At 68.7% G+C, this 26,746-nt stretch carries 23 protein-coding genes and 1 tRNA gene; 5 read left to right on the top strand and 19 right to left on the bottom strand.

Going from position 1 to position 26,746, the window contains the following annotated elements; genetic code table 11:
• A partial coding sequence (locus tag DK254_RS03085) for a sterol desaturase family protein (RefSeq protein ID WP_109932950.1) occupies positions 1 to 936 on the bottom strand: 936 nt, incomplete at its 3' end.
• Between the two features lie 140 nt (positions 937 to 1,076).
• Here DK254_RS03085 and elbB point away from each other — a divergent pair.
• Positions 1,077 to 1,730, top strand: a complete 654-nt coding sequence (gene elbB, locus DK254_RS03080; RefSeq protein ID WP_109932143.1) for an isoprenoid biosynthesis glyoxalase ElbB — start codon at positions 1,077 to 1,079, stop codon at positions 1,728 to 1,730.
• Between the two features lie 293 nt (positions 1,731 to 2,023).
• On the opposite strand, the gene DK254_RS03075 is transcribed toward elbB, so the two are convergent.
• The 6 genes from DK254_RS03075 to DK254_RS03050 form a co-directional block, all read right to left on the bottom strand.
• Positions 2,024 to 2,485, bottom strand: coding sequence for a YaiI/YqxD family protein (locus DK254_RS03075; RefSeq protein ID WP_109932141.1), 462 nt, complete (start codon positions 2,483 to 2,485; stop codon positions 2,024 to 2,026).
• A gap of 68 nt (positions 2,486 to 2,553) precedes the next feature.
• Positions 2,554 to 4,449, bottom strand: coding sequence for a cytochrome c/FTR1 family iron permease (locus DK254_RS03070; RefSeq protein WP_109932139.1), 1,896 nt, complete (start codon positions 4,447 to 4,449; stop codon positions 2,554 to 2,556).
• 77 nt (positions 4,450 to 4,526) lie between these two features.
• Positions 4,527 to 5,156: a LysE family transporter gene (locus tag DK254_RS03065; RefSeq protein WP_109932137.1), complete on the bottom strand. Its 630-nt coding sequence runs from the start codon at positions 5,154 to 5,156 to the stop codon at positions 4,527 to 4,529.
• Positions 5,157 to 5,455: 299 nt separating this feature from the next.
• Positions 5,456 to 6,214, bottom strand: a complete 759-nt coding sequence (locus tag DK254_RS03060; RefSeq protein ID WP_109932135.1) for a TerC family protein — start codon at positions 6,212 to 6,214, stop codon at positions 5,456 to 5,458.
• A 36-nt stretch (positions 6,215 to 6,250) separates the two neighbouring features.
• On the bottom strand, positions 6,251 to 6,811 hold the full coding sequence (locus DK254_RS03055; RefSeq protein WP_109932133.1) for a mechanosensitive ion channel family protein: 561 nt from the start codon (positions 6,809 to 6,811) through the stop codon (positions 6,251 to 6,253).
• On the bottom strand, positions 6,811 to 8,724 hold the full coding sequence (locus DK254_RS03050) for an ATP-binding cassette domain-containing protein (RefSeq protein ID WP_109932131.1): 1,914 nt from the start codon (positions 8,722 to 8,724) through the stop codon (positions 6,811 to 6,813). Before DK254_RS03050 ends, DK254_RS03055 begins: the two co-directional genes overlap by 1 nt.
• 47 nt (positions 8,725 to 8,771) lie before the next feature.
• Here DK254_RS03050 and DK254_RS03045 point away from each other — a divergent pair, with 47 nt between their 5' ends.
• Positions 8,772 to 9,245, top strand: coding sequence for a TIGR02444 family protein (locus DK254_RS03045; RefSeq protein WP_109932129.1), 474 nt, complete (start codon positions 8,772 to 8,774; stop codon positions 9,243 to 9,245).
• Here DK254_RS03045 and DK254_RS03040 read toward each other — a convergent pair.
• The 3 genes from DK254_RS03040 to DK254_RS03030 all read right to left on the bottom strand — a co-directional run bounded on the left by DK254_RS03040 (position 9,242) and on the right by DK254_RS03030 (position 11,970).
• On the bottom strand, positions 9,242 to 10,450 hold the full coding sequence (locus DK254_RS03040; protein ID WP_109932128.1) for an AlgP family protein: 1,209 nt from the start codon (positions 10,448 to 10,450) through the stop codon (positions 9,242 to 9,244). The genes DK254_RS03045 and DK254_RS03040 overlap by 4 nt on opposite strands.
• 323 nt (positions 10,451 to 10,773) lie before the next feature.
• Entirely contained in the window at positions 10,774 to 11,241 is a 468-nt protein-coding gene (gene rsd / locus DK254_RS03035) for a sigma D regulator (RefSeq protein ID WP_109932126.1), read from the bottom strand.
• Positions 11,242 to 11,487: 246 nt separating this feature from the next.
• Positions 11,488 to 11,970: a disulfide bond formation protein B gene (locus DK254_RS03030; RefSeq protein WP_109932124.1), complete on the bottom strand. Its 483-nt coding sequence runs from the start codon at positions 11,968 to 11,970 to the stop codon at positions 11,488 to 11,490.
• A 114-nt stretch (positions 11,971 to 12,084) separates the two neighbouring features.
• Between DK254_RS03030 and DK254_RS03025 the strand changes: the two genes are divergently transcribed.
• Positions 12,085 to 13,173: a sorbosone dehydrogenase family protein gene (locus DK254_RS03025; protein ID WP_109932122.1), complete on the top strand. Its 1,089-nt coding sequence runs from the start codon at positions 12,085 to 12,087 to the stop codon at positions 13,171 to 13,173.
• Positions 13,174 to 13,236: 63 nt separating this feature from the next.
• Here DK254_RS03025 and DK254_RS03020 read toward each other — a convergent pair whose 3' ends face one another.
• The 6 genes from DK254_RS03020 to DK254_RS02995 all read right to left on the bottom strand — a co-directional run bounded on the left by DK254_RS03020 (position 13,237) and on the right by DK254_RS02995 (position 19,424).
• A complete protein-coding gene (locus DK254_RS03020) occupies positions 13,237 to 14,475 on the bottom strand; it encodes a heme biosynthesis HemY N-terminal domain-containing protein (RefSeq protein ID WP_109932120.1) in 1,239 nt (412 codons plus the stop codon).
• A complete protein-coding gene (locus tag DK254_RS03015; protein WP_109932118.1) occupies positions 14,472 to 15,587 on the bottom strand; it encodes a uroporphyrinogen-III C-methyltransferase in 1,116 nt (371 codons plus the stop codon). The genes DK254_RS03020 and DK254_RS03015 overlap by 4 nt, the downstream gene beginning before the upstream one ends.
• A 22-nt stretch (positions 15,588 to 15,609) precedes the next feature.
• The gene (locus tag DK254_RS03010; protein WP_109932117.1) at positions 15,610 to 16,374 is read right to left on the bottom strand and encodes a uroporphyrinogen-III synthase; all 765 of its coding nucleotides are present in this window, start codon (positions 16,372 to 16,374) and stop codon (positions 15,610 to 15,612) included.
• Positions 16,371 to 17,312: a hydroxymethylbilane synthase gene (gene hemC / locus DK254_RS03005; protein WP_089391051.1), complete on the bottom strand. Its 942-nt coding sequence runs from the start codon at positions 17,310 to 17,312 to the stop codon at positions 16,371 to 16,373. Before hemC ends, DK254_RS03010 begins: the two co-directional genes overlap by 4 nt.
• A 290-nt stretch (positions 17,313 to 17,602) precedes the next feature.
• On the bottom strand, positions 17,603 to 18,349 hold the full coding sequence (gene algR / locus DK254_RS03000) for an alginate biosynthesis regulator AlgR (RefSeq protein WP_074978054.1): 747 nt from the start codon (positions 18,347 to 18,349) through the stop codon (positions 17,603 to 17,605).
• Between the two features lie 4 nt (positions 18,350 to 18,353).
• Entirely contained in the window at positions 18,354 to 19,424 is a 1,071-nt protein-coding gene (locus tag DK254_RS02995) for a sensor histidine kinase (RefSeq protein WP_109932115.1), read from the bottom strand.
• A gap of 232 nt (positions 19,425 to 19,656) precedes the next feature.
• Here DK254_RS02995 and argH point away from each other — a divergent pair, with 232 nt between their 5' ends.
• Complete coding sequence (gene argH / locus DK254_RS02990) at positions 19,657 to 21,051, top strand: argininosuccinate lyase (protein WP_109932113.1); 1,395 nt, start codon at positions 19,657 to 19,659, stop codon at positions 21,049 to 21,051.
• 605 nt (positions 21,052 to 21,656) lie between these two features.
• On the opposite strand, the gene DK254_RS02985 is transcribed toward argH, so the two are convergent.
• The 3 genes from DK254_RS02985 to gabD form a co-directional block, all read right to left on the bottom strand.
• Positions 21,657 to 22,886 carry an HDOD domain-containing protein gene (locus DK254_RS02985; protein ID WP_109932112.1) on the bottom strand — a complete coding sequence of 410 codons (1,230 nt, stop codon included), beginning with the start codon at positions 22,884 to 22,886 and terminating at the stop codon, positions 21,657 to 21,659.
• Positions 22,887 to 23,109: 223 nt separating this feature from the next.
• Positions 23,110 to 24,390, bottom strand: a complete 1,281-nt coding sequence (gene gabT, locus DK254_RS02980) for a 4-aminobutyrate--2-oxoglutarate transaminase (protein WP_089391056.1) — start codon at positions 24,388 to 24,390, stop codon at positions 23,110 to 23,112.
• A gap of 195 nt (positions 24,391 to 24,585) precedes the next feature.
• Positions 24,586 to 26,037, bottom strand: coding sequence for an NADP-dependent succinate-semialdehyde dehydrogenase (gabD, locus tag DK254_RS02975; RefSeq protein ID WP_109932110.1), 1,452 nt, complete (start codon positions 26,035 to 26,037; stop codon positions 24,586 to 24,588).
• 610 nt (positions 26,038 to 26,647) lie between these two features.
• Between gabD and DK254_RS02970 the strand changes: the two genes are divergently transcribed.
• A tRNA-Arg gene (locus tag DK254_RS02970) sits at positions 26,648 to 26,724 on the top strand.
• The last annotated feature ends 22 nt before the right edge of the window (positions 26,725 to 26,746 follow it).

Raw genomic sequence — 26,746 nt, 5'->3', positions numbered from 1 at the left:
CACGTAGCCGGCGAACTGCAGCGCCGCGTACCACTGCCGGCCGCGGGAGAGCGGCACCTCGAACTTGCGGAAGGTGGCCAGGTCGGGCTTCTGCAGCGGGTAGCGCGCCGCCACGTCGGCCGGGCGCCAGCCGGTGCGCATGAACCAGATGCGCAGCTTGTCCCACCAGCTGCCCGCCCGCCGCGCATCGTTCCACAGCGCGGCATACACCTGCAGGTTGGCCCACAGCGGGTTCCAGCTGGCCAGCGGCACGGTCACGCCGAACACCACCGGCTCCTCGTCCAGCTCTTCCTGGAAGGTGCCGAACAGGCGGTCCCAGAGGATGAACACGCCACCGTAGTTGCGGTCCATGTAGACAGGGTTCTGCGCATGGTGCACCCGGTGGTTCGAAGGGCTGATGAAGACCCATTCGAACCAGCCCAGCTTGGGAATGTGCCGGGTGTGCACCCAGAACTGGTAGAGCAGGTTCAGCGCCGCCACCGTGAGGAACACCAGCGGCGGCACCCCGGCCACCGCCATCGGCAGATAGAAGATCCAGCCGAACAGGAAGCCCGTGCTGGTCTGCCGCAGCGCCGTGCTGAGGTTGTACTCCTCGCTCTGGTGGTGCACCGCGTGGGCCGCCCAGAGGATGCTGCGCTCGTGGCCCAGGCGGTGGTTCCAGTAGTAGCAGAAGTCGTAGAAGACGAAGGCGAACACCCAGACCCAGGCGCTTTGCGCCGACAACTCGAAGAGCGCCAGGTGCTGCCAGGCGAACACGTAGGTGACCAGGCCGATGCCCTTGGTCAGCAGGCCGCTGGTGGTGGACAGCACCCCGGCGCTGAGGCTGTTCAGGGCGTCGCCCAGGCGGTAGGTGGAGGTGCCGCGCCAGCGGTCGGCGAGCAGCTCCAGCGCGATCAGCAGAAAGAAGAACGGCACCGCGAAGAGGATGTAGTTCATGGCGCGACCGAATCGTTATGCTTATGGATACCGATCCTAGTCCTCTGGCGCCCGGGTACAACGGCCGCCGGTGACAACCCGGCCGGCATATGGCGACAGGCACGTCGCCACGCCGGCCACCCCGAACCAGGAGTACCTGCATGCACAAGAAAGTTGCCGTCATCCTCTCCGGCTGCGGCGTCTACGACGGCGCCGAGATCCACGAAAGCGTGATCACCCTGCTGCGCCTGGCCCAGCGCGGTGCGCAGGTGCAGTGCTTCGCCCCGGACATCGCCCAGCACCACGTGGTCAACCACCTGACCGGCGAGGAAATGCCCGAGAGCCGCAACGTGCTGGTGGAGTCCGCGCGCATCGCCCGTGGCGCCATCAGGGACGTGCGCGAGGCGAAGGCCGAGGACTTCGACGCGCTCATCGTTCCCGGCGGCTTCGGCGCGGCGAAGAACCTCAGCAACTTCGCCTTCGAGGGAGACCAGTGCGAGGTCGAGTCGGACGTGCTGGCCCTGGCCAAGGCCTTCGCCGCCGCGCACAAGCCGGTAGGCCTGATCTGCATCGCCCCGGCCATGGCCGAGCGCATCTACGGCCCGGGCATCGAATGCACCATCGGCTGCGACGCCGACACCGCCGCCGCCCTGACCCGCATGGGCGCCAAGCACGTCGAATGCCCGGTGGACGAGATAGTCGAGGACAGCCGCCACAAGCTGGTGACCACCCCGGCCTACATGCTGGCGCAGAACATCGCCGAGGCGGCCAGCGGGATCAACAAGTTGGTCGATCGGGTGCTTGAACTGGCCTGATGCAGCCGCTTGTCGTAGGAGCGAGCTTGCTCGCGAACCGCATCTCCCGGTAACTCCGGCGCGTGGGGCAACCCCCTTGCCCTCTCCCTAACCCTCTCCCTGAAGGGAGAGGGGACCGTTGGGCAGAAACGGGCATTTCAGTGTTAGCCGGAAGCGAAGTTGCAGGTTGAAACCATGCCTATCCGCCGGCACGGACAAGCCCCCTCTCCCTTCAGGGAGAGGGCTGGGGAGAGGGCGCTCTCAAACCCAGCTCTGCAGCCCCCAGGAAACTCTATTCGCGAGCAAGCTCGCTCCTACGAAGAACTTCCCTTGCTCAGCTTCGTCAGCAACCGATCCAACGCATTGGCGAAAGCCTGGCGGTCCTTGTCGCCGTAGGGCGCCTGGCCGCCGCCCATCTGGCCCTGGTCGCGCAGGTCGGTGAGCAGGTTGCGCATGGCCAGGCGCTCGCCCATGTTCTTCGCGTCGAACTCGCGGCCGCGCGGGTCCAGGGCGTCCACGCCCTTCTTCACCAGGCGGTCGGCCAGCGGCACGTCGCTGCAGATCACCAGGTCGCCCGGCTCGGCCTGCTCCACCAGGTAGTCGTCGGCGGCGTCCATGCCGCTGGGCACCACCACCAGGCTGACGCAGGCGAACGGCGGCTTGGCCACCGGCTGGCCGGCGACCATCACCACTTCCAGCTTGCGCTTCAGGGCGAACTTCGCCACCAGTTCCTTCGCCGCGCGGGGGCAGGCGTCGGCATCGATCCAGATACGCATCGGACTCGTTTCCCGAACATGACGACGGCCAGTATCGCACTGGCCGTCGGGGTTTGCCGCGCGCCGCCTCAGGGCAGCGCCGCGGCCTTGCGTTTTTCCACCAGCAGGCTGCGCCCGTAGAGCACGGCCACCGCCAGCAGCGCCAGGGCCTGGGCCGACAGCGAATAGGCGTCGGCCTTGATGCCCAGCCAGTCGAAGTCGAAGAAGGGCACCGGGCGGGTGCCGATCACCCCGGCTTCCTGCAGGGCCACCACGCCATGCCCGGCGAACACCACCGAGAGCGCGCAGAGCAGCGCGGCGTTGACGGTGAAGAACAGCTTCAGCGGCAGTTTCGCCGAGCCGCGCAGGATCACCCAGGCCAGGCCGATCAGCAGCACCACCGCGCACCCGGCGCCGGCGATCACCGCGCTGTGCCCGGCCGGGCCGGCCTGCAGCCAGAGGGTTTCGTAGAACAGGATGACCTCGAACAGCTCGCGGTACACCGAGAAGAACGCCAGCACGGCGAAGCCGAAGCGCCCGCCGCCGCCCACCAGGCTGCTGCGGATGTAGTCCTGCCAGGCCGCGGCGTGGCGGCGGTCGTGCATCCACACGCCGAGCCAGAGCACCATCACGCAGGCGAACAGCGAGGTGAAGCCCTCCATCAGCTCGCGCTGGGCGCCGCCGATGTCGATCACGTAGGCCGCCAGCGCCCAGGTGACGAAGCCGGCGACGAAGGCCAGGCCCCAGCCGACGTGCACGCCGCGGGTGGCGGCTTCCTGCCCGGTATTGCGCAGGAAGGCGAGGATGGCGGCGAGCACCAGGATCGCCTCGACGCCCTCGCGCAACAGGATCAGCAGGGCCGAGACGAAGCTGATGGTGCTGCTCAGGGAGTCGCCGCTCAGTGCCTTGGCGGCTTCGCCCAGCTTGCCCTTGGCGCGCTCCAGCTGCTGCGCCACCTGGGCTTCCGGCAGGCCGTCGCGGAGCGTCTGGCGGTAGGCCATGAGCTCTTTCTCGGTGGCCTTGCGCAGGGTGGCGTCGACGTTGTCCAGCGAGCTTTCCACCAGCTCGAAGCCTTCCAGGTAGGCCGCCACGGACAGGTCGTAGGCCTGGTCGTGGTCGCCCTGGCGGTAGATGGCGAAGCTCTTGTCCAGGGTGGCGGCGGTGTAGTCGATCAGCTGCGCAGGGCCGCGGTGCTCCAGCGGCGGATGCGCACGCAGGGCCCGGAAGCTCTGCGCGGCGGCGTCGCCGTCACGGGCGGCCACTTCGGCCGGGGTCTGGGTGGCCAGGCTGGCCAGCGGGTAGGCGTGGGTGCCGTCGGGCTGGGCGGCGGTGGCGCTCAGGCCGGCGACGTAGGCCGCCAGGTCCCAGCGCTGGCGCTCGTCCAGCTGGTCGGCGAAGGCCGGCATGTCGGTGCCGGCGACGCCCAGGCCGATCACCGTGCGCAGGTCGTAGAGGCTCAGCTGGTCCAGGCGCGCGCGGGCCGTGAGGTCGGCCGGCGGCGGCTGCAGGCCGATGCCCGCCGGGCCGTCGCCCTTGCCGGTATCGCCGTGGCAGATGGAACACTGCTGGGCGAAGATCGGCGCGCCACGGGCCGGGTCGGGGGTGATGGCCGGGGTCTGCACCACCTGGTAGACATCCGCCAGGCGCGCTTCCAGGTGCCGCGCCTGCTGCGCCACCAGGGCGCCGGGCTGGCGCTGCTCGATGGCGCGGCGCAGGCCGGCCACCTCGCGTTCCAGGTCGGCCCGCTCGGGGCGCGCCGGCAAGGCCAGCAACAACGCCTGCAACTGGCCGGCGAACTCCAGCTGTTCCTTGTATTCGGTGGCGTCGACCACCTGCCCGGCGTTCACCGTCGGCGGGTAGTCGGCAGCCAGGTAGCTCAGCAGGTGCAGGGCCTGGGAAGGGTCGACCGGCGCGTCGGCCAGGGCCGTGAGGCTGGCGCCGCAAAGCAGCGGCAGCAGCCAGATGAGAAGCTTTGGAAGGCGCATGGCGGAAGGCGAATGAGAATGGAGGGCGCCAATACTACTCCGCCACCATTGCCCCGCCTAGGCGGCGCCCGTCGGCATCAGACCGGGGCGCGGCGGACGGTGGCCAGCAGCGCGGCGGCGCCGAGGAACAGGCTGGCGAAGGTGCGGTTCATCAGCCGCTGCTGGCGTGGCGAGCGCAGCGCGCGCAGGACCCGCGCGGCCAGCCCGGTGTAGCCGGCCATGACGATCAGGTCGACGCAGATCATGGTGGCGCCCATGATCACGTACTGGATGGCCATCGGCCGGTGCAGGTCGACGAACTGCGGCAGCACGGCGAGCATGAAGATCACCGCCTTGGGGTTGCTGGCGTTGACCAGGAAGCCGCGCAGCACCAGGCTCAGCGGGCGACCGATGGGGCGCTCGGCGTCGGCCTGCATCACCTGCGGCGCGGCGCTCCACTGGCGCCAGGCGAGGTAGGCCAGGTAGACCACGCCGAACCACTTGATGACGCTGAAGGCCAGCGCCGAGGTGGCCAGCAGCGCACCGACGCCGGCGGCGACCACGGCGATCTGCAGGGCCAGGCCGATCTGCAGGCCCAGGGCGTTCCAGTAGCCGCGCCAGAAGCCGTACTGCAGGCCGCAGGACATCGAGGCGATGGCCCCGGCGCCGGGCGACAGGCTGATGATCCAGCAGGCGATGAAGAAGGCGAACCAGGTACTGGCGAGCATGGCGGACCTCGTGGCGAAAAATCTTGTTACGGGTAGCCAGTGTGCCCGAGTCGCGCGTTGCCGTGTAGGGCGGATAACCGTTCGCGGTTATCCGCCGTTTGACCTTGATCCCAGGCGCGCTTCGGGCTTGGTCACAGAGAATCTCTTTCCGGGTACTCCGAGCCCGTAGGATGGGTAGAGCGAAGCGATACCCATCGGCGTGACTCCGGCGTTCCCCTGTAGGAGCGCGCCCTGCGCGCGAATCGCGGGCAGGGCCCGCTCCTACAGGTATGGAGGAAGCCCGGCGCGGGGCATGCCAATCAGCTCGGCAGGTCCTTGCGCAGCTTCACCGGCGCTTCGCCGCGCTTGCGCGCCAGGGCGCCGCGCAGGCGGATGTTGAGCGCTTCCACCGCCAGCGAGAAGGCCATGGCGAAGTAGACGTAGCCCTTGGGCACGTGGACCTCGAAGGCCTCGGCCACCAGCACGGTGCCGACCACGATGAGGAAGGACAGCGCCAGCATCTTCAGCGACGGGTGCTGGTCGATGAAGGCGCTGATGGTGCCGGCGGCGAGCATCATCACGCCGACCGAGATGACGATGGCGGCGATCATCACCGGCACGTTCTGCACCAGGCCCACGGCGGTGATCACCGAGTCCAGGGAGAAGATGATGTCGATGATCGCGATCTGGATGATCACCGCCATGAAGCCACGGCTCTTGGCGCTGCCCTGCCCGCCTTCCTCGGCGCCTTCCAGGCTGTGGTAGATCTCCATGGTGCTCTTGAACAGCAGGAACAGGCCGCCGAAGAACAGGATCAGGTCGCGCCCGGAAACGCCCTGGCCGAACACCTCGAAGAGGTCGGCGGTCAGGCGCATCACCCAGGTGATCGACAGCAGCAGGAGGATCCGCGTGCCCATCGCCAGGGCCAGGCCGAAGAACCGTGCCTTGGGCTGCTGCGCCGCCGGCAGGCGGCTGACCAGGATGGAGATGAAGATGATGTTGTCGATGCCCAGGACGATCTCCAGGGCGGTCAGGGTCAGAAAGGCAACCCAGATTTCGGGGCTAGCGAGCCATTCCATAGTGCGTGGGTATCCGTGTGGGAACAGGGGTTGTCGTTATCTTCCGCTACTCAGCCCGGGCCCTTTCCAGCGCCGGATGGCCTTCTGGAAGAACAGGCTGTTGGGCACCTGCAGCAGGGCGCTGGTGCCGTCCTCGAAGGTTTCCTCGAGGGTGGTGTAGAGCAGGTTGATGGCAGTGACGCGGCCCTTCACGCCGACCTTGTCGGCCGACTCGATGACCTCCACCAGGTCACCCAGGCGGAACGGGCCGACGGTGAAGATCAGCACCGCGCAGAACAGGTTGGAGAGCACGCTCCAGATGGCGAAGAAGGCCACCGCGGCGACCGCGACGAAGCCGGTCAGCGCGGTCCACAGCACCTGGGCGGAAACCCCCAGGCGCTCCAGCACCATCATCAGCGCCGAGCCCATGATCAGCCAGCGCAGGCCGCCGCGCAGCGGCAGCAGCAGTTCGTGGGGCAGCGGGTAGCGCTGGGCCAGGCGGTTGAGGCCGCGCGCCACCAGGCGCTGCAGCACCCAGGCCAGGAGCAGGATGAGGATGATCTGCAGGCCGCGCAGCAACGGATCGCTCCAGGCGATGAGCAGCGGCAGGTCCTCCATCACTCGGCCCCTTCGAGCTGGGCCTGGAGGTTCTCCAGGGTTTCCAGGGCCACCAGCCAGGCTTCCTCGACCTCGGCCTCGCGCGTCTTGAGCGTCGCCTGCCGGGCCAGCAGGTCACGCAACTCGTCCTTGCGCGCGGCTTCGTAGAGGGCGCTGTCGCCGAGCTTCTCCTCGAGCGCGGCGAGCTTCTCGTGCAGGCCGCCGAGCTCCTTCTCCAGCTTGTCCGCCTCGCGCTTGTGCGGCGCCAACTGCTGGCGCAGCGCGGCGGCGGCCTGGCGCTGGGCGCGCTTGTCGGTCTTCTCGGCGGACGCCGCGCCGGCATTGACGGCCGGCGCCTGGCGCGCGCGGAAGTCCACCAGCCAGCGGGCGTAGTCGTCGAGGTCGCCGTCGAAGTCCTGCACGCGGCCGTCGGCCACCAACAGGAATTGGTCGGTGGTGCTCTTGAGCAGGTGGCGATCGTGGGACACCACCACCACCGCCCCGGAGAACTCCTGCAGGGCCATGGTCAGGGCCAGGCGCATCTCCAGGTCGAGGTGGTTGGTCGGCTCGTCGAGCAGCAGCAGGTTGGGTTTCTGCCAGGCGATCAGGGCCAGCGCCAGGCGCGCCTTCTCGCCACCGGAGAAGTTCAGCACCGGCTCGTCGCAGCGCGCGCCGCGGAAGTCGAAGCCGCCGAGGAAGTCGCGCAGGGTCTGCTCGCGCTCGCCCGGGGCGATGCGCTGCAGGTGCAGCAGCGGGCTGGCCTTGGCGTCCAGCGAGTCGAGCTGGTGCTGGGCGAAGTAGCCGATGGCGAGGTTCTCGCCGCGCGCCAGGTGCCCGGCCAGCAGCGGCAGGTCGCCGGAAAGGGTCTTGATCAGGGTCGACTTGCCGGCGCCGTTGGGGCCCAGCAGGCCGATGCGCGCGCCGGGCACCAGTTGCAGCTTGACCTTCTCCAGCACCGTCTTGTCGCCATAGCCCAGGCGCGCCTCGGCGAGGTCGAGCAAGGGGCTGGAGATCCTGTCCGACTCGCGGAAGACGAAGTCGAAGGGCGAGTCGATGTGGGCCGGGGCCAGCTCCTCCAGGCGCTCCAGGGCCTTGATGCGGCTCTGGGCCTGGCGCGCCTTGGTGGCCTGGGCGCGGAAGCGGGCGATGTATTTTTCCATGTGGGCGCGTTGCGCCTGCTGCTTCTCGTAGGCCTGCTGCTGCTGCGCCAGGCGTTCGGCGCGGGTACGCTCGAAGGCCGAGTAGCCGCCGCGGTAGAGGGTGAGCTTGCGCTGCTCCAGGTGCGCCACGTGGTCGACCACGGCATCGAGGAAGTCGCGGTCGTGGGAGATGAGGATGAGCGTGCCCGGGTAACCCTTGAGCCACTCCTCGAGCCAGAGGATGGCGTCGAGGTCGAGGTGGTTGGTGGGTTCGTCGAGCAGCAGCAGTTCGGACGGGCACATCAGCGCCTGGGCCAGGTTCAGGCGCATCCGCCAGCCACCGGAGAAGTCGCCGACGCGGCGCTCCATCTGCTCGGCAGAGAAGCCCAGGCCGGCCAGCAGCTTGCGCGCCCGCGCGTCGGCGGTGTAGCCGTCGGCGTTGTCCAGCTCGGTGTGCAGGCGGGCCACGGCGGCGCCGTCATGGGCAGCTTCGGCGCTGGCCAGCTGCGTCTGGATTTCGCGCAGGCGCACGTCGCCGTCGAGGACGTAGTCCACCGCCTGGCGTTCCAGGGTGTCCACTTCCTGGCGCATGTGCGCGATGCGCCAGTCGGCGGGAATCCGGTAGTCGCCGGCGTCCTGCCCGAGCTGGCCGCGCAGCAGCGCGAACAGGCTCGACTTGCCGGCGCCGTTGGCACCGATCAGGCCGACTTTCTGGCCGGCATGCAAGGTCAGTTCGGCACCTTCCAGCAAGCGCTGGGGGCCACGCTGTAGCGTAAGATTTTGTAGTCGAATCATGGCGGCGGAGTTTATCAGCTTCGCCGCGCAACCGCTGTGGGAGCCCTATGACAGAAGATATCTGGTCGTTCGCCCTGGACCTCTACGCGCAACCGGGCTGCGAGGCGGCCTGCCTGGCATTGCAGGAGGCCGGCGCCGACGTCTGCCTGCTGCTGGCCGGGGCCTGGTTCGGCGCCCGTGGCGTGGCCTGTGGCGAACAACGCCTGGTCGCCCTGGCGAGAGCCTCCGCCGGCTGGCAGAACGAGGTGGTCAGCCCCCTGCGTACGTTGCGCCAGCGATGGAAGGCCGGAGCAAGGGACGACGCCCATCTGGAAGCGTTGCGGGAAACCCTGAAAACACTGGAGCTGCGCGCCGAACGCCTGCAACTGGAGCGGCTGGCGGAAGCGGGACGGGACTGGGCCGAAGAAGACAGGGACGAACTGGACGCCTGGCTGCAGGGCTGCGCCGGCGAAGCGGGGAAGGCACGCCGCGGTGCGCTGCAACAGCTGCGCACCGCGGCGGCTTCGCGAGCGGCGCCTTAGGAAGCGCTGCTCGGCGTGGCGGCCGGAGCGCTCGGCGCTACCGGAGCCGATGCTGCGCTGGCGACCGGAGCGGTCGACGCGGCCGGGGCAGCGGGAGCAGCAGCCGGGGCAGCAGCGGGCGCTGCAGGCTTGGCTGCGGCGGGCTTGGCAGCCGGTTTGGCAGCGGCAGGCTTGGCGGCTGGTTTGGCGGCAGGCTTCGCAGCAGCGGGCTTGGCAGCCGGTTTGGCGGCGGGCTTCGCAGCTACGGGCTTGGCAGCCGGTTTGGCGGCAGGCTTTGCAGCGGCGGGCTTGGCGGCCGGTTTGGCAGCAGCGGGCTTGGCAGCCGGCTTCGCGGCGGCAGCTTTAGCAGCCGGTTTAGCGGCGGGCTTGGCGGCAGCAGTTTTGGCAGCCGGCTTGGCGGCAGGCTTGGCAGCGGCAGCCTTGGCAACCGGTTTAGCGGCAGGCTTGGCAGCAGCAGCCTTGGCAACCGGTTTAGCGGCAGGCTTGGCAGCAGCAGCTTTGGCGGCCGGTTTAGCAGCAGGCTTGGCAGCGGCAGTTTTGGCAGCCGGTTTAGCAGCAGGCTTGGCGGCAGCAGCCTTGGCAACCGGTTTAGCGGCAGGCTTGGCAGCAGCAGCCTTGGCAACCGGTTTGGCGGCGGGCTTGGCAGCGGCAGCTTTAGCAGCCGGCTTGGCGGCGGGTTTCGCAACAGCAGCTTTGGCAGCCGGCTTGGCGGCAACGGCCTTGGCAGCCGGTTTAGCAGCGGGCTTGGCAGCGGCAGCTTTGGCAGCCGGCTTGGCGGCGACGGGCTTGGCGGCGGCAACCGGCTTGCGGATGGCCAGGGACTTGCCGACCGCTTCCTTCACCTTGCTCACACCCTGGGCCAGCTTCAGGCTTTCCTGGACGTCGCGCTTGAGGCTGGCGATGTAGGTACGGGTTTCCGCCTGGCGGCCCTTCAGGGTTTCCAGCACCTCTTCCAGTTCCGCGATGCCGGCCTTGGCCTTGGCTTGTGCCTTGGCCTTCCCGGACTTGCCCGCTTCCTGCAGCTTGGTGCGTGCCTTGTGCAGTTTGTCCTGCGCCTTGGCGCGTTGTTTTTCCAGCTTGGCGTGCAGTTTCTCGGAGTCCACCAGGGCCTGCTTGCAGGCGGTCTCCAGATGCTCGATCAAACTGTGGGAAAGTTGCTGCAGCAGATGCAAGGGAGTAGTGACAGGTTTCTTGTTGGCCGACATGACGTGCCTCCTGGCGTACGTGGTTGCGCCCATACTAGACCCGCACAGCCCCTCTCGCCAACGCCCCAATAAAGCTGAAACCCGCGCCAGGCACAATCTGCAGCCGTTTTTCCACAGGCTGGGCAACCCGCCTCGGGCGCGCCTCCCCCATCGACACCCTCGTCAACGCCGCCGCATGCCGCCGCAACGAAGCCCCCGGAGGCGAACTCCAGAAGAACCGGAAGCCGCATGGCACGGGGCTTCCAGCCGCCCCACCGGGTTTTTCCAGGCATGAAAAAAGGGCGCGTCCGCAAGGACCGCGCCCCTTTGCTCGCCGCTGGGAATCAGGCGCCGACCGTGCGCTGCTCGTGGGCGTTGTGCAGCACCTCGATCAGGCAATCCTCAAGCTCGAAGCGCTCGTGCAATTCCTGGCGCAGGGCTTTCAATTCGCTGGTCAGGCAGGTGCCTTCGCGGCAGTCGCCGTTGTCGCAGCGGTCGTTGAAGTTCAGCGCGGACGCGGTGATGGTTTCCAGGCGCGGGTAGATCTGCTTGGCCAGTTCCAGGCCGCGCGCATCGCCGAAGGCCTTGGCCTCGTCCATCAGTTGTTCGTAGACCTCGAAGTGGCCGGCGGAGACGTAGTCGACCAGGCGCTGGCAGAAGTTCTCCAGCCCCTCGCCATTGACCGCGGGCGCCTGGGTGCCGGATAGCGAATCGAAGGCCTGGATGAGTTCCTGGCGGTCACGCAACCAGCGGTCGATCAGCTGGTGGACGCCTCCCCAACGTTCCTGGGCATTGCGGCAGCTCTCGAGCATCTTGTCCTCGCTTCCCTCGGCCTGTCCCGGCGGGTTCCACCCCGGGACAATTCTCTGTCGAATGCGTGCACTCGCCGGCCTTCTACCGCTCTGATGGCGGGATTCCGGCGGTGCGGAAGACCAGAGTATGCCCGTGGGATGTCGGCTTCAAGACACCTTTCGCGGGAAAATTCATACGAGCGTTTAATCGGCAGGCCGCGGCGGCGCTGGCTTCGCGCCGCGGTGGGTTATGGCGCCCCGCGGCAATCAGCCGCGACGCAGGAACTGGTAGACGGCGAACAGGGCGAAGCCGACGAAGGCCAGCAGGCTCCACTCCGGAATGCTCAGGCTCAGCAGCGTCCAGGTCACTTCGGCGCAGTCGGCCGAGCCGTGGAACATGGTCCAGAGGATGTCCGCGTAGGGCATGGTCTGCATCATGTAGTCCAGCGGCGGCAGGCACGACGGCAGCTGGTCCGGCGGCAGGGTCTGCAGCCAGATCTGCCGGCCCGCGGTACCGGCGCCGGCCAGCGAGCAGAGCAGCACCAGCACCGCGTAGGTGCGCCGGCCGCGGCCGTGCAGGGCGGCGATCAGCGAGAACAGCCCGGCGCCGGCGAAGAAGATGCGCTGCATGATGCACAGCGGGCAGGGCTCCAGGCCGACCATGTACTGCAGGTAGAAGCCGGCGCCGAGCATGGCGGCGCAAGCGAGGAAGGCGAGGAAGAACAGGGAACGCGGGCTGGCCAGGTTCATGGCGGCTCCAGTGGCACGGCATTTTCGGAAAGGCCGCTACGGTAGAGGAAATTCCGCAGGCCTTTCAAGGCGGCGGGCTAGACTGGGCCGGACAGCCATCAGGGAATTCCTACCATGCGTCGACAGTTGATCCTACTCGCCGCGCTGCTGCTCGTCCCCCTCCCCGGCGCATTCGCCGCCTCGGTGGTGGAGCGGCTCAAGGTACCCGAGGGGTTCCGCATCGAGGTGCTCAGCGACCAGGTCCCCAACGCCCGCGCCATGGCCCTGGGCGACGGGGGCACGCTCTTCATCGGCAGCCGCGAGGCCGGAAAGGTGTACGCCCTGCGCCCCGGCGAGCGGCGTCCGCAAGTGATCGCCAGCGGCCTGAAGATGCCCAGCGGCGTGGCCTTCCACCGGGGCGACCTGTACGTATCGGCTGTCAGCCGCCTCTACGTACTGCGCGACATCGAGACGCACCTGGACGCACCGCCGGAACCCGAGGCGCTGCCCCCCGAGTTCCCCACGGAAACCCACCACGGCTGGAAATTCATCGCCTTCGGCCCCGACGGCAAGCTCTACGTGCCGGTGGGCGCGCCCTGCAACATCTGCCGCCCGGACCGCGAGCACTACGCCAACCTGCAACGCATGGCGGTGGACGGCAGCCAGCGCGAGGTGGTGGCCTACGGCGTGCGCAACACCGTGGGCTTCGACTGGGACGCCCAGGGCCGGCTGTGGTTCACCGACAACGGCCGCGACCTGCTCGGCGACGACCAGCCCGACGACGAACTGAACCGCGTGACCAGGGCCGGCGACGACTTCGGCTACCCGGACTGCCACGCCGGGCGCATCGCCGACGCGGAATTCGCCCAGCGCCCCTGCTCGGCCTTCGTGGCGCCGGTGGCCGGCCTCGGCGCCCACGTGGCGGCCCTGGGCATGCGCTTCTACAGCGGCGAGCAGTTCCCCGCCGAGTACCGCGGCAACGTCTTCATCGCCGAGCACGGCTCGTGGAACCGCAGCCGCAAGGTCGGCTACCGGGTGGTGCGGGTGGAGCTGAACGCCGACGGCTCGCTCAAGCGCCAGAGCCTGTTCGCCGAGGGCTGGCTGCAGGCCGGCGAGGAAGTGCTCGGGCGGCCCGCCGACGTGCTGGTGGCCAGGGACGGTTCGCTGCTGGTGAGCGATGACATGGCCGGGGCGATCTACCGCATCCGCTACGTCGGCAAGTAGGCGGTCGCTGTCAGCTACAAACGAAAGCGGCGCCCCAGGGCGCCGCGTTTCATCCGAACCTTCCTACACCTTCGCAGGCAACTGGACGGCACTGCCCACAGGCGCGCCGAACAGGCCCAGGCCTTCCTGGAACAGCCTGTTGCTGCGCTCGGTCTCCCCCAGGTGCGCCAGCAGGCGCGCCAGCTCGGCGCAGGTCTCGGCGCTGTGCTGGCGGGCCAGGCTGGCCTCCAGGTAGTCGCGGGCCTTGCCCCAGAGCTTGTCGGCCAGGCACAGGCGGCCCAGGGACAAGAGCAGGACGGGGTCGTCGGGGTATTTCTTCAGCCAGGCCTCGGCGTTCTGCAGCTGGCGCGCCGGGTCGCTGCCGCGGGCCTTGCCGTAGAGCAGCATCAGGCGCTCGTCGTAGCCTTCCTTGAGGGCCTGGCGCAGGACCTTCTCCGCCTCCTCGGGCGCGCCCAGGCGCAGCAGCTGCTGGGCGTAGGCGGCGACCAGCAGCGGCTGGGCGCGCAGGTTGGCCGGCAGGTTCTGCCAGGTCTGGGTGAGCGGCTGCAGGGCCGTCTCGCCCTGCCCCAGGCCCTGCTCGCCGGCGGCTTCCAGGGCGGCGATCCAGGCGCGGCGTTCCAGGTCGCTGAGCTGGGCGTTCTCCAGCACGCGTTCCTTGCGCAGCTCCGGCAGCAGGGCCAGCAGCGGGCGCCAGTCCTGCAGGCTGACGTAGAGCTGCTGGAGCAGGCGCAGCACCGTGGGGTGGCGCGGGTGTTCCTCGTGCAGCTTCACCAGCACCGCGCGTGCCGGCTCGAAGGCACCGCGGTTGATCAGCAGTTGCGCGCGCGTCAGGCCCACGGCCAGGGCCGTGCCGGGCTGGCGTTCGAGGGCGCGGTCGAGTACCTGGTCGCACTCCTCGAAGCGCCCCAGTTCGTTGGCCGCGCGGGCCGCGCCCAGGTAACTGGGCAGGCTGCGCTCGTTCAGTTCGGCGGCGCGCCGCAGGTGGCGCAGGGCCGGGGCCCAGTGGCCTTCGGCGAGGTCGCGCTGGCCGTGTTCCTCGGCCATCTCGGCGCGGCGCCGGCGGTTGAAGCGCGACCAGGGGTTGACCACCCGCCCGGACACGCCGAGCAGGCGCAGCACCAGGCGTACCGCCAGGTACAGCAGCCACACCAGCGCCAGCAGGGCGAGGAAGGTCCACAGGCTGGATTCGTAGCGGAAGCTCTTGTAGGCGATCAGCACGTAGCCCGACTGCTCGGCGATGGCCAGGCCGACCAGGGTGGCGGCCACCACCAGGGCCAGGACCAGCAGGTAGACGCGGCTCATTGGCTGCCCTCCGCCTGGGGCGCGGCGGGCGCCTGCTGCTGGTCGGCGGCGGCCTGGTCGCGGCGCACCACGTAGGCCTGCAGGGCGCTCAGCGCCGGGTTCAGGTCCGGCGCCTGGACGGCCACCGGCTGCTGCGCCAGCTCGTCGATGCGCAGGCCCAGGGCGCGGCTGTCGGCGAGGTCGGCGTTGAAGAAGTCGCCGAGGATCTGCCGCGCCTGCTTCAGGGCCTGCTCGTAGACTTCCTGGCGCCCGTTGAGCGCGGCCCACTGCGCCTGCTCCAGGGCCAGGCTGAGGGCCAGGCGCACGCGCGTCAGCTGTTGCCCGGAAAGCAGCGGGCGCACGTCCTGGCCGGCGTTGAAGTCGATGCGCACGTAGCGCGAGATGCGCTCCCACCACTGGTCCAGGGTGCTGCTGCCGTCGCCCCAGGCGGTGGTCGAGGCCTTGCCCGGGCCTTCCTTGAAGCTCGGCTCCAGCGGCTGCAGCTGGGCGGCCTGCTCGCGCAGCGCGCCGAGCTGCAGGAACAGCCCGGTGCGGTCCGGCTGCGGCAGGCTGCGCAGGGCTTCGAGGCTCTTGGCCAGTTGCGCGCGGGCGGCGAAGGCGCCCGGGTCATTCTGCGCGCGGAGGATGTCGTCGGCGCCCTGCACCAGTTGGGTGGCGCTGTCGATGTCCTGCAGCGCGGAGAGGCGCAGCGAGGCGAGGCGCATCAGGTGCTCGGCCTCGGCCAGGCGCCACTGCTGGCGGCTCTGCCCGAGGACCTGCTTGAACTGCTGGGCCAGTTGCTGCTGGTCGCCCTGCAGCTCGACCACCAGGCGCCGGCGGGCTTCCAGCTCGTCCGCGCTGGGCAGCGCGTCCAGGCGCTTGTCCAGCGCGCCGTTGTGGTTCAGCAGGTTCTGGGCCTGGCTGCGAGCTTCCTCCAGCTGCTGCGCGCGGGCCTGGTCGCGGGCCTGCAGCTGCTGCGTCTGCCACAGCCCCCAGCCACCGACGCCGAGGCCGGCGACGCCGACCAGCAGGGCGAGCAGGGCCAGGCCATTGCCGGACCTGGCCGGGACGGGCGGGGTCGGCTCGACGGGAGTGCTTTGCGGGGTGTCTTGGGGAGTGACGGCTTCGCTCACAGGTCCATCCTTCGCTCGGAAATTATTCTTCGTCGGCGCCCCTGAGCGCCTCCAGCAGGGCCGCGGCATTCGCCCCGCGGCAATCGATCACGCGTCGCGCACCGGCGTCGCGGGCCAGTTCGGCGACCCGCGGGCTGGGCACGAACAAGGGTAGCCCGGCCAGTTGCGGCCAGTCCTCCCCGGCCACTCGCAGCAGGTGCTCCAGGCCCTGGCCACTGCTCACCACCAAGCCGTTCAGCGCCTCCTCGCACACCCGCCGCGCCAGTTCGCCCGCCGGGTAGGCCGGCAGGACGCGGCGGTAGAGTTCCAGATAATCCACGGCCACACCTTGGCCGCGCAGGCGCTCGGCGAGGAATTCTCGGCCACCTTCGCCACGCAGGATCAGCACCCGCGGCCCCGGCACCTCCAGGGCCTGCGCCAGGGCCGGCAGCGCCAGCAGCGCCTCGCTGTTGTCGCCGTGCTCCGGGTAGTGCACGCGCAGACCGTAGTCATCGAGGATAGCCGCGGTGGCCGCGCCGACCGCGAACCAGCCCTGGCGCGCCGGCGGCTGCGGCCAGAAGCGGTCGATGCGCTCTACGCCCAGGCGCGCGGCGGGCTTGCTGACCACCACCACGGCGCAGTAGCGGTCCAGGTCGAGCAGCAGGCTGCGCTGCTCGGGGGTTTCTTCCAGGGGCTCGATGGCCAGCAACGGCAGGCTGGCGCTGGCCACGCCGTGTTCGGCCAGGCTGGCGGCCAGGGCCTCGCACTCTTCCTGCGGCCGCGTCAGCAGCAGGCGCCAGTGGCTCACTGCGGGCCGGCCTCGCCATACACGGCGGCGAGGATGTCGGCCGCGCCTTGCCCCAGCAGGTCTTCGGCGACTTTCACGCCCAGCGCCTCGGCCTCGGCCAGCGGCGCGCGGGCCTCGGCGCGCAGCAGCTGCGCGCCGTCGGGCTGGCCGACCAGGCCGCGCAGCCACAGCTGCTCGCCCTCGCGCACGGCGTAGCAGGCGATGGGCACCTGGCAGCCGCCGTTGAGGCGCTTGTTCAACGCGCGCTCGGCGGTCACCCGCAGCGCGGTGTCGGCGTGATGCAGCGGCGCCAGCAGCGCGTGGATCTCGGTATCGGCGCTGCGGCATTCGATGCCCACGGCACCCTGGCCACCGGCCGGCAGGCTGTCCTCCACGCCGATGGCGGAGCGGATGCGCGCCTCGAAGCCGAGGCGGATCAGGCCGGCGGCGGCGAGGATGATGGCGTCGTACTCACCGGCGTCGAGCTTGGCCAGGCGGGTGTTGACGTTGCCGCGCAGGAAGCGGATCTGCAGGTCCGGGCGGCTGGCCAGCAGCTGCGCCTGGCGGCGCAGGCTGGAGGTGCCGACCACGCTGCCGGCGGGCAGCTCGGCGAGGCTGGCGTAGGTGTTGGAGACGAAGGCGTCGCGCGGGTCCTCGCGCTCGCAGATGCAGTACAGGCCCAGGCCCTCGGGGAAGTCCATGGGCACGTCCTTCATGGAGTGCACGGCGATGTCGGCCGCGCCCTCCAGCAGGGCGGTCTCCAGTTCCTTCACGAACAGGCCCTTGCCGCCGATCTTCGCCAGCGGGGCATCGAGCAGCTTGTCGCCGCGGCTGGTCATCGGCAGCAGACTCACGCGCAGGCCGGGGTGGGCCTGCTCAAGGCGGCTCTTGACGTACTCGGCCTGCCACAGGGCCAATGCGCTCTGACGGGTGGCGATTCGGATTTCGCGGGACGACATGGGCAATTCCGGGACAAGGGACTGCGGGGGATGATAACAGGCTTCAGCGCCCAGGCTTTCCCCCCTGCGACGCCAAGACAGGCTTTCAGCCCACCCCGCTCGGGCCATCCCCGGGATCAGGGTTCATTGGCAAGCCCGCGCCTACATCACCGCTGTAGGAGCGAGCTTGCTCGCGAACAAACGGCGCCACGCGGTTCGCGAGCAAGCTCGCTCCTACGAAAATCGCCTCGGCGCGGCCTGCAAACCAGCTGCGCCTATGCCTGCAGCCTGCCGCCTGAAGCCTGCAGCCCTCACAAGTTATGCATCAACCGCCGCACCCCGGCGACATGCCGCCGGCTCACGGTCAGGGCGTCGCCGTCCAGGCCCTTGAGGTAAAGCTGAAAATGCCCCAGCGGGGTGCGCTGCAGGCGCTCGATGCGCTCGCGCGAGACCAGGGCGTTGCGGTGGATGCGCACGAAACGCTCGCCGAACTCGTCTTCCAGGGCCTTCAGCGGCTCGTCCAGCAGCACTTCGCCGCCGGCGTGGCGCAGGGTCACGTACTTGTGGTCGGCGATGAAGAAGATCACGTCCTCCAGGGGGATCAGCTCGATGCCCTTGCGCGTCCGCGCGCTGATGTGGCTGCGCGGGCCGGGGCCGCCGGCGGCCGGCGGCTTGGTCAGCGCCGCCAGTTGGATGCGGTTGGGCCTGGAGGCCTTCTTCAGGGCCTCGGCCAGGTCCTCTGCGCGCACCGGCTTGACCAGGTAGCCGACCGCGCTGACCTGGAAGGCCTCCAGGGCGAATTCATCGTGGGCGGTGCAGAAGATCACCGCCGGGGGGGCTTCGCGCTCGCACAGCTTGGCGGCGACCTGGAGCCCGTCCAGGCCGGGCATGCGGATATCCAGCAGGACGATATCCGGCTTCAGGCTGTCGATCAGCGCCAGCGCTTCTTCGCCGTTGCTGGCGGAGGGTTCGAGGACGCGGTAGCCGTCCAGTTGCCCCACCAGCCGGGCCAGGCGCTCGCGCGCCAGGGGTTCGTCATCGACGATCAGGACATTCATAAGCTCAGGCTTCCTGCATGAGACGCGCACATGGATAGCGTAGACAGGTGTAGTGCCGTCCGTCACGGCGTTCGACGCTGAGACTCGCTTTTGGCCCGAAAAGTGCCGCAATTCTCGCCGCGATATTCTGCAGCGCCTGCTTGGTCCCCTTCGTGGGCAGCGTCTGCGTCGACTCGTCGTAGGGGTTGCTCACGCACAACTGGAACACACCGTCACGATAGTCCGCCTCAACTTTCACCAGGCCGCCTTCGATGCGCGGCTGGATACCGTAGATCAATGAATTCTCCAACAGTGGCTGCAGGGTCAACTGCGGGATGGGCACGCCATCGGGCACGCCGCTCACCTGCCAGTCCAGTTGCAGCCGGTCGCCCAGGCGATACTGCTCTATGGAAAGATAGCGCCTGGCCAACTCCAGTTCCTCCCCCCAGGAAATTAAAGTCCCCGGCTTGGCCAGGCTGGCGCGGAACAGGTCCGACAGGTTCAGCACCGCCTGCTCGGCCTTGCCCGGGTCCAGCTCGATCAGGCTGGCGATGCTGTTCAGGCTGTTGAACAGGAAGTGCGGGCGGATGCGCGCCTGCAACGACTCGATGCGCGCGCGCAGCTCGGCCTGTTCCTGCCTGCGCCATTGGCTCTGCAAGTAAAAGTAGCGTAGCAACAAGGCCGACATGATGAGGGCGATCAAGGCATGGCGCAGGTACAGGTTGACCTCGCCCTTGATCGACAGCGGCCCGCCGAGCGCGTAGTAGTCGGCCACCGCGGTGCAGCCGAGGGTGAGCAGCACCACCAGCAGGCAGCTGGCCAGCCCCGAGCCCCATGCCGGCCAGCGCGCCAGCAGCGGCCGCAGGCGGCACAGCAGGCCCGCCGAGAGCAGCACTATCCACTGCACGAAGAGCGAGGCCAGGGCCAGGCGCACCCAGTTGAAGCTGGGCGTCATCGGCTCGGCCAGCACCAGTACCAGCACCAGCAGCTCGGCCAGCAGGACCAGGCTGAACAGCGCCTCGCTCTGGCACAGTTCGGGGATGAAGAAATCGTCGTGGGTTGCCGGCTGGGCGCCGGTCTTGGCTTGGTTTGGCATCGCCGAAGTTTCCGCAAGCCTCCGCGCCTCGGCAAGCGGATCGCAGCCCGCCGGGCGAATTCGAGCACCGAAATGTCGACTGCGCCGCGCCCGGCCGGGGCGGCCACCCTGGTTCCCCCCGCCACACCCGTCGAAGCGCACGCCGTTTTTGACCTTCAGCCTGCTATTATCGTCGGACTTTGCCCTTCCTGCAGGCGCTGCACGCGCCTGCCTGTTTCCGCGAGAGAGATCCATGAGCGTAGAGAAGACCAACCAGTCCTGGGGCGGCCGCTTCAGCGAACCCGTCGACGCCTTCGTCGCCCGCTTCACCGCCTCCGTCGACTTCGACAAGCGCCTCTACCACCACGACATCATGGGCTCCATCGCCCACGCCAGCATGCTGGCCCGGGCCGGTGTGCTGACCGACGCCGAGCGCGACGCCATCATCGACGGCCTGAAGCAGATCCAGGCCGAGATCGAGGCCGGCAGCTTCGACTGGCGCGTCGACCTGGAAGACGTGCACATGAACATCGAGGCGCGCCTGACCGACCGCATCGGCGTCACCGGCAAGAAGCTGCACACCGGCCGCAGCCGCAACGACCAGGTGGCCACCGACATCCGCCTGTGGCTGCGCGACGAGATCGACACCATCCTCGCCGAGATCACCCGCCTGCAGCAGGGCCTGCTGGGCCTGGCCGAAGCCGAGGCGGACACCATCATGCCCGGCTTCACCCACCTGCAGACCGCCCAGCCGGTGACCTTCGGCCACCACCTGCTGGCCTGGTTCGAGATGCTCAGCCGCGACTACGAGCGCCTGGTGGATTGCCGCAAGCGCGTCAACCGCATGCCCCTGGGCAGCGCCGCGCTGGCCGGCACCACCTACCCGATCCAGCGGGAAATCACCTGCGAACTGCTGGGATTCGAAGCGATCTCCGGCAACTCGCTGGACGGCGTGTCCGACCGTGACTTCGCCATCGAATTCTGCGCCGCCGCCTCCCTGGCGATGATGCACCTGTCGCGCTTCTCCGAGGAGCTGGTGCTCTGGACCAGCGCGCAGTTCCAGTTCATCGACCTGCCCGACCGCTTCTGCACCGGCTCCTCGATCATGCCGCAGAAGAAGAACCCGGACGTGCCGGAACTGGTACGCGGCAAGTCCGGCCGGGTGTTCGGCCACCTCACCGGCCTGCTGACGCTGATGAAGGGCCAGCCGCTGGCGTACAACAAGGACAACCAGGAAGACAAGGAACCGCTGTTCGACGCCGCCGACACCCTGCGCGACAGCCTGCGCGCCTTCGCCGACATGGTCCCGGCCATCAAGCCCAAGCGCGAGATCATGCGCGAGGCGGCCCGCCGCGGCTTCTCCACCGCCACGGACCTCGCCGACTACCTGGTGCGCAAGGGCCTGCCCTTCCGCGACTGCCACGAGATCGTCGGCCACGCGGTGAAATACGGCGTGGACAGCGGCAAGGACCTTGCCGAGATGAGCCTGGACGAGCTGCGCCAGTTCAGCGACCAGATCGCCGACGACGTGTTCGCCGTGCTGACCCTGGAAGGCTCGGTGAACGCCCGCGACCACATCGGCGGCACCGCCCCGGCCCAGGTTCGCGCCGCCGTGGCGCGTGGCAAGGAGCTGCTGGCCAAGCGTTGAAGCGTTAGCGCGTCAGCCACAAAGGAACGCCGCTTCCCTACTCGGGAAGCGGCGTTTTTTATTGTCCGCGAGCGGTCCATGCCTTGCTGTGAACGGTAGGCGGGCCCTGCCCGCGATTTCGCGCGCAGGGCGCGCTCCTACAATGAAATGGCGCGGGTGGGGCAGCGTAGGAGCGGATTTCATCCGCGAATCGCGCCGGAACGTCCGGCTATCGCGGAAAAGTTCCTACGAGTAAGAACGCCATGCCTCGGGGCAGCCTGTAGGAGCGGGCCCTGCCCGCGATTTCGCGCGCAGGGCGCTGCTCCTACAAGGAAATGGTGCGGGTGGGGCAGCGTAGGAGCGGATCTCATCCGCGAATCACGCCGGAACGTCCGGCTATCGCGGAAAAGTTCCGCTCCTACAGTAGTAACGCCATGCCTCGGGGCAGACTGTAGGAGCTGGCCCTGCCCGCGACTTCGCGCGCAGGGCGCGCTCCTACAAGGAAATGGCGTGGGTGGGGCAGCGTAGGAGCGGATTTCATCCGTGAATCGCGCCGGAACGTCCGGCTATCGCGGAAAAGTTCCGCTCCTACGAAGAGCACCTCGCGCAGCCGGAAACAGCTGATCCTACGAAGCGCTTGGCTCCTCGGCGTCACAGAACTTCTGCAGCAACTGCAATTCCACCGGCCCCAGCCCGAGCATCCGCAGCGCCTTCTCCTCCTTCAGTAACCCGGCCTGGGACGCTGGCAGGCGTGCCGCCCTGGCCGCCAGGTTGAGCACCAGCGCCTTGCGCGAGAACACCCCGCTACCCATGCCGTAGCACGCGGCGACCAGCCCGCGCAGCTCCAGCGGCAGGCGCCAGCGCGCGCGCAGCGTGGAGCCGAAGCTGGCGCCGAAGGCCTTGAGGCTGTCGTCGATCTCCTGGTCCTCCAGCGCCCCGCCGCGCCGGCACCATTCCTCCAGGGTGCGCAGCACCGCGAGGTCGCCCAGGCAATGCAGCAGGCCGGCGGTGTAGCAGCGCGGCGCGTCGACGTCGAGGCTCTCGGCCAGGGCCTGGGCGGCATCGGCGGTACGCTGGGAAAGCGCCCAGAATGCCGCGGCGCGCTCCTTCAGGCGCGGCTCGGCGAGTTGCGCGGCGTGCTCCAGGCTGAGCCCCAGCACCAGGTTGCAGGCCTGGGCCAGGCCGAGGCGGGCCAGCGCCTGGGCGAGGGTCAGGCAGGGCATGCCGACGTGCCGCGCGGCGCTGTTGGCCGCGGCGATCAGGCAGGCGGTGATCTGCGGGTCGCGGCCGAATTCTTCTTCCATCTGCTCCAGGCTGACCCCTTCGCAGCTCAGGCAACGGCTCGCCGCCTCGCCCACCGCCGCCAGCAGGGGCGCGCCCTCGGCGGCGTCACGTGCCTCGGCGAGGAACTCAGCCAGGCTGCCGGTAAGCCCCCGGGGCACGGCGCAACTGACTTCCTGCCCCGGCTCCAGCAGCAGGCTGCGCAGGCGCTGGCGCAGGTCCTCGGCATTGAACGGCTTGACCAGGTAGGCGCTGGGCGCCAGCGGCAGCACCGCGCGCACGCTGGCCGCATCGGCCTTGGCGCTGATCAGGATGAAGTCCGGCGCACCCGCCCCACGGCGGCTGCGGCGCAGGTGGCGGAGCAGGTCGATGCCGTCGGTGCCGGCCAGTTCCTGCTCGGCCAGCACCAGGCCGAAGGCGCGCAGCCGGCAGGCCTGGATGGCCTGGTCGCCGTCCTCGCAATATTCGACGGCCGCGTCGCAACGCACGCTCAGTACCAGTTGGCCGAGCAGTTCGCGGTTCCAGGGGTCGGCGGCGGCGACCAGAACGGTCGGCGCGGCGCTGAGTGCTGTCATGGAGATCCTCTCGCAGATGCGCGCGCACCTTAACCGAGTCGCAAGGCGCCTGCCAGAGGGAGGCCCGGACGGCATCGCGCGCAGGACAGGATAGCTGATGCGGCGGCACTCTCCGATACGACCAAGGGGGTAGATGCGGCACGGCGACGCAGGCGGAGCGAAACCCCGGAAAAAGAAAAGGCCCGCTTGCGCGGGCCTCTTCCGGTACTGCCGAACGAGCCTGTCAGGCCAGTTCGTCGAAGCACTCGGCCAGGATGGCCAGGCCTTTCTGCAGCTGGGCGTCCGGGATGGTTACCGGCATCAGGAAGCGGATCACGTTGTAGTAGGTGCCGCAGGAGAGCAGGATCAGGCCCTTCTCGCGAGCACGCACGACGATCTTGCTGACCAGCTCGGCAGCCGGCTTGTTCACGTCGCCGCCTTCGAACAGCTCGATGGCGACCATCGAACCCAGGCCACGGACGTCGCCGATCACCTTGTGCTTGGCCTGGATGTCGCGCAGGCCGGCTTTCAGGGTTTCGCCAACGGCTTGCGAACGCTCCAGCAGTTTCTCTTCGTCGAACACCTTCAGCACGGCCAGGGCCGCGGCGCAGGCGATCGGGCTGCCGGCGTAGGTGCCGCCCAGGCCACCGGGGGCGATGGCGTCCATGATCTCGGCCTTGCCGACAACGCCGGAGATCGGGAAGCCGCCGCCGACGGACTTGGCGAAGGTGGTCAGGTCCGGGACGATGCCCAGCTGCTCGGTGGCGAAGAAGGTGCCGGTGCGGCCAGCGCCGGTCTGCACTTCGTCGGCGATCAGCAGGATGCCGTGCTCGTCGCACAGGGCGCGCAGGCGCTGCATGAACGGCTTGGAGTTGACGTAGAAGCCACCCTCGCCCTGTACCGGCTCGATGATGATGGCGGCGATGTCACGCGGCTGCGCGTCGTTCTTGAAGATGCGCTCGATGCTGGCGATCGACTCGTCTTCGCTGATGCCGTGCAGTTCGCACGGAGCCAGGGCGCGGAAGATGCCGCCCGGCATCAGGCCCATGCCGGCGGAGTACGGAACCACCTTGCCGGTCAGGCCCAGGGTCATCATGGTGCGGCCGTGGTAGGCGCCGGTGAAGGCGATCACGCCGGCACGGCCGGTGGCGGCACGGGCGATCTTCACGGCGTTCTCGACCGCTTCGGAGCCGGAGGTGACCAGCAGGGTCTTCTTCGGGAAGTTGCCCGGAACGCGCTTGGCGATCTCTTCGGCCAGCTCGATGTAGGGCTCGTAGGCCAGCACCTGGAAGCAGGTGTGGGACAGCTTGGTCAGTTGCTCCTGAACGGCGGCGACCACTTTCGGGTGCAGGTGGCCGGTGTTCAGTACTGCGATGCCGCCGGCGAAGTCGATGTATTCGCGACCTTCGACGTCCCACACGGTGGCGTTCTCGGCGCGCTCGGCGACGACCGGGTGGATCTGGCCCACGCCGCGCGGAACGGCGGCCTGACGGCGTTGCAGCAGGGATTCGTTGGTTTTGCTCATAGCTTCCTCAGTGGCCGCTCATCGGGCGGCCGGGTCAAAGGATGAAGACGGGGAGAAGCCACTCGCGACAGCATACGATGATCGACTGTCGCGGCACTTGCGGCCCGCCGGGTGGGTTGTCCGGTGCCACCACCGGAAAACGCCGACGCGTGGGTGGCTGCCGGCTCTTGCCTGCCACCCGCGCGTCCACGGGAATCAGATACCGCCCAGGCAGAGGTACTTGACCTCGAGGTAGTCCTCGATGCCGTACTTCGAACCCTCGCGACCCAGGCCCGAGGCCTTGATGCCGCCGAAGGGGGCGACCTCGTTGGAGATCAGGCCGGTGTTGATGCCCACCATACCGTATTCCAGGGCCTCGGCCACGCGGAACACGCGGCCCAGGTCACGGGCGTAGAAGTAGGAGGCCAGGCCGAACTCGGTGTCGTTGGACATGGCGATGACGTCGGCCTCGTCCTTGAAGCGGAACACCGGCGCCAGCGGGCCGAAGGTCTCGTCCTTGGACACCAGGGCGTTCTTCGGCACGTCGACCAGGATGGTCGGCTCGAAGAAGGTGCCGCCCAGGGCGTGCGGCTTGCCGCCGGCGACGACCTTGGCGCCCTTGCCCACGGCGTCGGCGATGTGCTCTTCGACCTTGGCCACGGCCTTGGAATCGATCAGCGGGCCGGTGGTCACGCCCTGCTCCAGGCCGTTGCCGATGTTCAGCTTGGCCACGGCCGCCTTCAGTTTCTCGACGAAGGCGTCGTACACGCCGTCCTGCACGTACAGGCGGTTGGCGCAGACGCAGGTCTGGCCGTTGTTGCGGTACTTGGAGATCAGCGCGCCTTCGACGGCGGCATCCAGGTCGGCATCGTCGAAGACGATGAAGGGCGCGTTGCCACCCAGCTCCAGGGAGACCTTCTTGATGTCCTTGGCGCATTCGGCCATCAGTTGGCGGCCGATCTCGGTCGAGCCGGTGAAGGTCAGCTTGCGCACGATCGGGTTGCTGGTCAGCTCGCCGCCGACTTCGCCGGCGCTACCGGTGACCACGCTGAACACGCCTTTCGGAATGCCGGCGCGCTCGGCCAGCTCGGCCAGGGCCAGGGCGGAGTACGGTGTCTGCGAAGCGGGCTTCAGCACCATGGTGCAGCCGGCGGCCAGGGCCGGGCCGGCCTTGCGGGTGATCATCGCCGAGGGGAAGTTCCACGGGGTGATGGCCGCGGTGACGCCGATCGGCTGCTTGATCACGATGATGCGCTTGTCCGGCTGGTGGCCGGGAATGGTGTCGCCATAGATGCGCTTGGCTTCCTCGCCGAACCACTCCAGGAAGGAGGCGGCGTAGGCGATCTCGCCCTTGGCTTCGGCCAGCGGCTTGCCCTGCTCGATGGTCATCAGGCGGGCCAGGTCGTCCTGGTTCTGGATCATCAGCTCGAACCAGCGGCGCAGCTTGTTGGCGCGCTCCTTGGCGGTCAGCGCACGCCAGGCCGGCAGGGCCTTCTCGGCAGCCTCGATGGCGCGGCGGGTTTCGGCGGCGCCCATCTTCGGCACAGTGCCGATGATCTCGTTGGTGGCCGGGTTGTTGACCTTGATGGTCTGACCGCTGTCGGCGTCCACCCAGGAACCGTCGATATAGGCCTGTTGGCGGAACAGCTTGGCATCATTGAGTTGCATGACCAGTCTCCTTCGAGGAAAGCCATAAGCAGCGGGTCTACCTCGACTACACCCGCCTGCTCTTGTTGTCCGGGAAGCATTGGAGGGGCGCTCGCCCCACCCGTTCCATCGTCCCGCCGCGCCGCCCGCCTGGCGGACGGCACCGGCGCTAGCGCACGGTCACCGATCGTCGCGCACGGGCGCGCGAAAACGGACCACGGCGGTAGCCGTAGCCGGTCGGATCAACCGGGAGGTCCATGGACGGGATACGCTGCGGAAACGCCACCACTGCAGGAATCGGCTGCTGCACGGCATCGCGTGCATTCGCCAGGCAGTACGGAAGTCGGTCATCCCACTGGCACGAGGCCGGGTACTGTGACGCCAATTCCCCTGTCTCCTGTTGTTGTGGTGGGCGTTTGAAATGTCAAACGCATCCTAGGGCCCCATCCCCCAAAGGGCAAGGGGTCGTTCGAAAAAACCAACGAAAGTACATGCCACCCGGCGCCTCCAGGCCAGCCCCGGCCGACGGGCGGCAGGCCATTCGCGAAATCGCCGGCGCACCTGCCAAGCGATGGACGCAGCCCGATCAGATGCGTATGATTGCCGCCTGCCGCGCCAGGCGCGGCCATACGCATCCGTAGCTCAGCTGGATAGAGTACTGCCCTCCGAAGGCAGGGGTCGTGGGTTCGAATCCCGCCGGATGCGCCAGATTTCATGCGGTTTTGGCGAA

Origin of the sequence: Pseudomonas sp. RW407, from assembly GCF_003176655.1 — a bacterium.
GTDB classification, from domain to species: domain Bacteria; phylum Pseudomonadota; class Gammaproteobacteria; order Pseudomonadales; family Pseudomonadaceae; genus Pseudomonas; species Pseudomonas delhiensis.
Note: the sequence above shows the minus strand (reverse complement) of the source record. Positions and strands in the feature narration are given on the sequence as shown.

Excerpts from the sequence above, each read along its gene's own strand:
- elbB (WP_109932143.1), top strand. The coding sequence starts at position 1,077 with ATGCACAAGAAAGTTGCCGTCATCCTCTCCGGCTGCGGCGTCTACGAC.
- DK254_RS03075 (WP_109932141.1), bottom strand. The coding sequence starts at position 2,485 with ATGCGTATCTGGATCGATGCCGACGCCTGCCCCCGCGCGGCGAAGGAA.
- DK254_RS03070 (WP_109932139.1), bottom strand. The coding sequence starts at position 4,449 with ATGCGCCTTCCAAAGCTTCTCATCTGGCTGCTGCCGCTGCTTTGCGGC.
- DK254_RS03065 (WP_109932137.1), bottom strand. The coding sequence starts at position 5,156 with ATGCTCGCCAGTACCTGGTTCGCCTTCTTCATCGCCTGCTGGATCATC.
- DK254_RS03060 (WP_109932135.1), bottom strand. The coding sequence starts at position 6,214 with ATGGAATGGCTCGCTAGCCCCGAAATCTGGGTTGCCTTTCTGACCCTG.
- DK254_RS03055 (WP_109932133.1), bottom strand. The coding sequence starts at position 6,811 with ATGGAGGACCTGCCGCTGCTCATCGCCTGGAGCGATCCGTTGCTGCGC.
- DK254_RS03050 (WP_109932131.1), bottom strand. The coding sequence starts at position 8,724 with ATGATTCGACTACAAAATCTTACGCTACAGCGTGGCCCCCAGCGCTTG.
- DK254_RS03045 (WP_109932129.1), top strand. The coding sequence starts at position 8,772 with ATGACAGAAGATATCTGGTCGTTCGCCCTGGACCTCTACGCGCAACCG.
- DK254_RS03040 (WP_109932128.1), bottom strand. The coding sequence starts at position 10,450 with ATGTCGGCCAACAAGAAACCTGTCACTACTCCCTTGCATCTGCTGCAG.
- rsd (WP_109932126.1), bottom strand. The coding sequence starts at position 11,241 with ATGCTCGAGAGCTGCCGCAATGCCCAGGAACGTTGGGGAGGCGTCCAC.
- DK254_RS03030 (WP_109932124.1), bottom strand. The coding sequence starts at position 11,970 with ATGAACCTGGCCAGCCCGCGTTCCCTGTTCTTCCTCGCCTTCCTCGCT.
- DK254_RS03025 (WP_109932122.1), top strand. The coding sequence starts at position 12,085 with ATGCGTCGACAGTTGATCCTACTCGCCGCGCTGCTGCTCGTCCCCCTC.
- DK254_RS03020 (WP_109932120.1), bottom strand. The coding sequence starts at position 14,475 with ATGAGCCGCGTCTACCTGCTGGTCCTGGCCCTGGTGGTGGCCGCCACC.
- hemC (WP_089391051.1), bottom strand. The coding sequence starts at position 17,312 with ATGTCGTCCCGCGAAATCCGAATCGCCACCCGTCAGAGCGCATTGGCC.
- algR (WP_074978054.1), bottom strand. The coding sequence starts at position 18,349 with ATGAATGTCCTGATCGTCGATGACGAACCCCTGGCGCGCGAGCGCCTG.
- DK254_RS02995 (WP_109932115.1), bottom strand. The coding sequence starts at position 19,424 with ATGCCAAACCAAGCCAAGACCGGCGCCCAGCCGGCAACCCACGACGAT.
- argH (WP_109932113.1), top strand. The coding sequence starts at position 19,657 with ATGAGCGTAGAGAAGACCAACCAGTCCTGGGGCGGCCGCTTCAGCGAA.
- DK254_RS02985 (WP_109932112.1), bottom strand. The coding sequence starts at position 22,886 with ATGACAGCACTCAGCGCCGCGCCGACCGTTCTGGTCGCCGCCGCCGAC.
- gabT (WP_089391056.1), bottom strand. The coding sequence starts at position 24,390 with ATGAGCAAAACCAACGAATCCCTGCTGCAACGCCGTCAGGCCGCCGTT.
- gabD (WP_109932110.1), bottom strand. The coding sequence starts at position 26,037 with ATGCAACTCAATGATGCCAAGCTGTTCCGCCAACAGGCCTATATCGAC.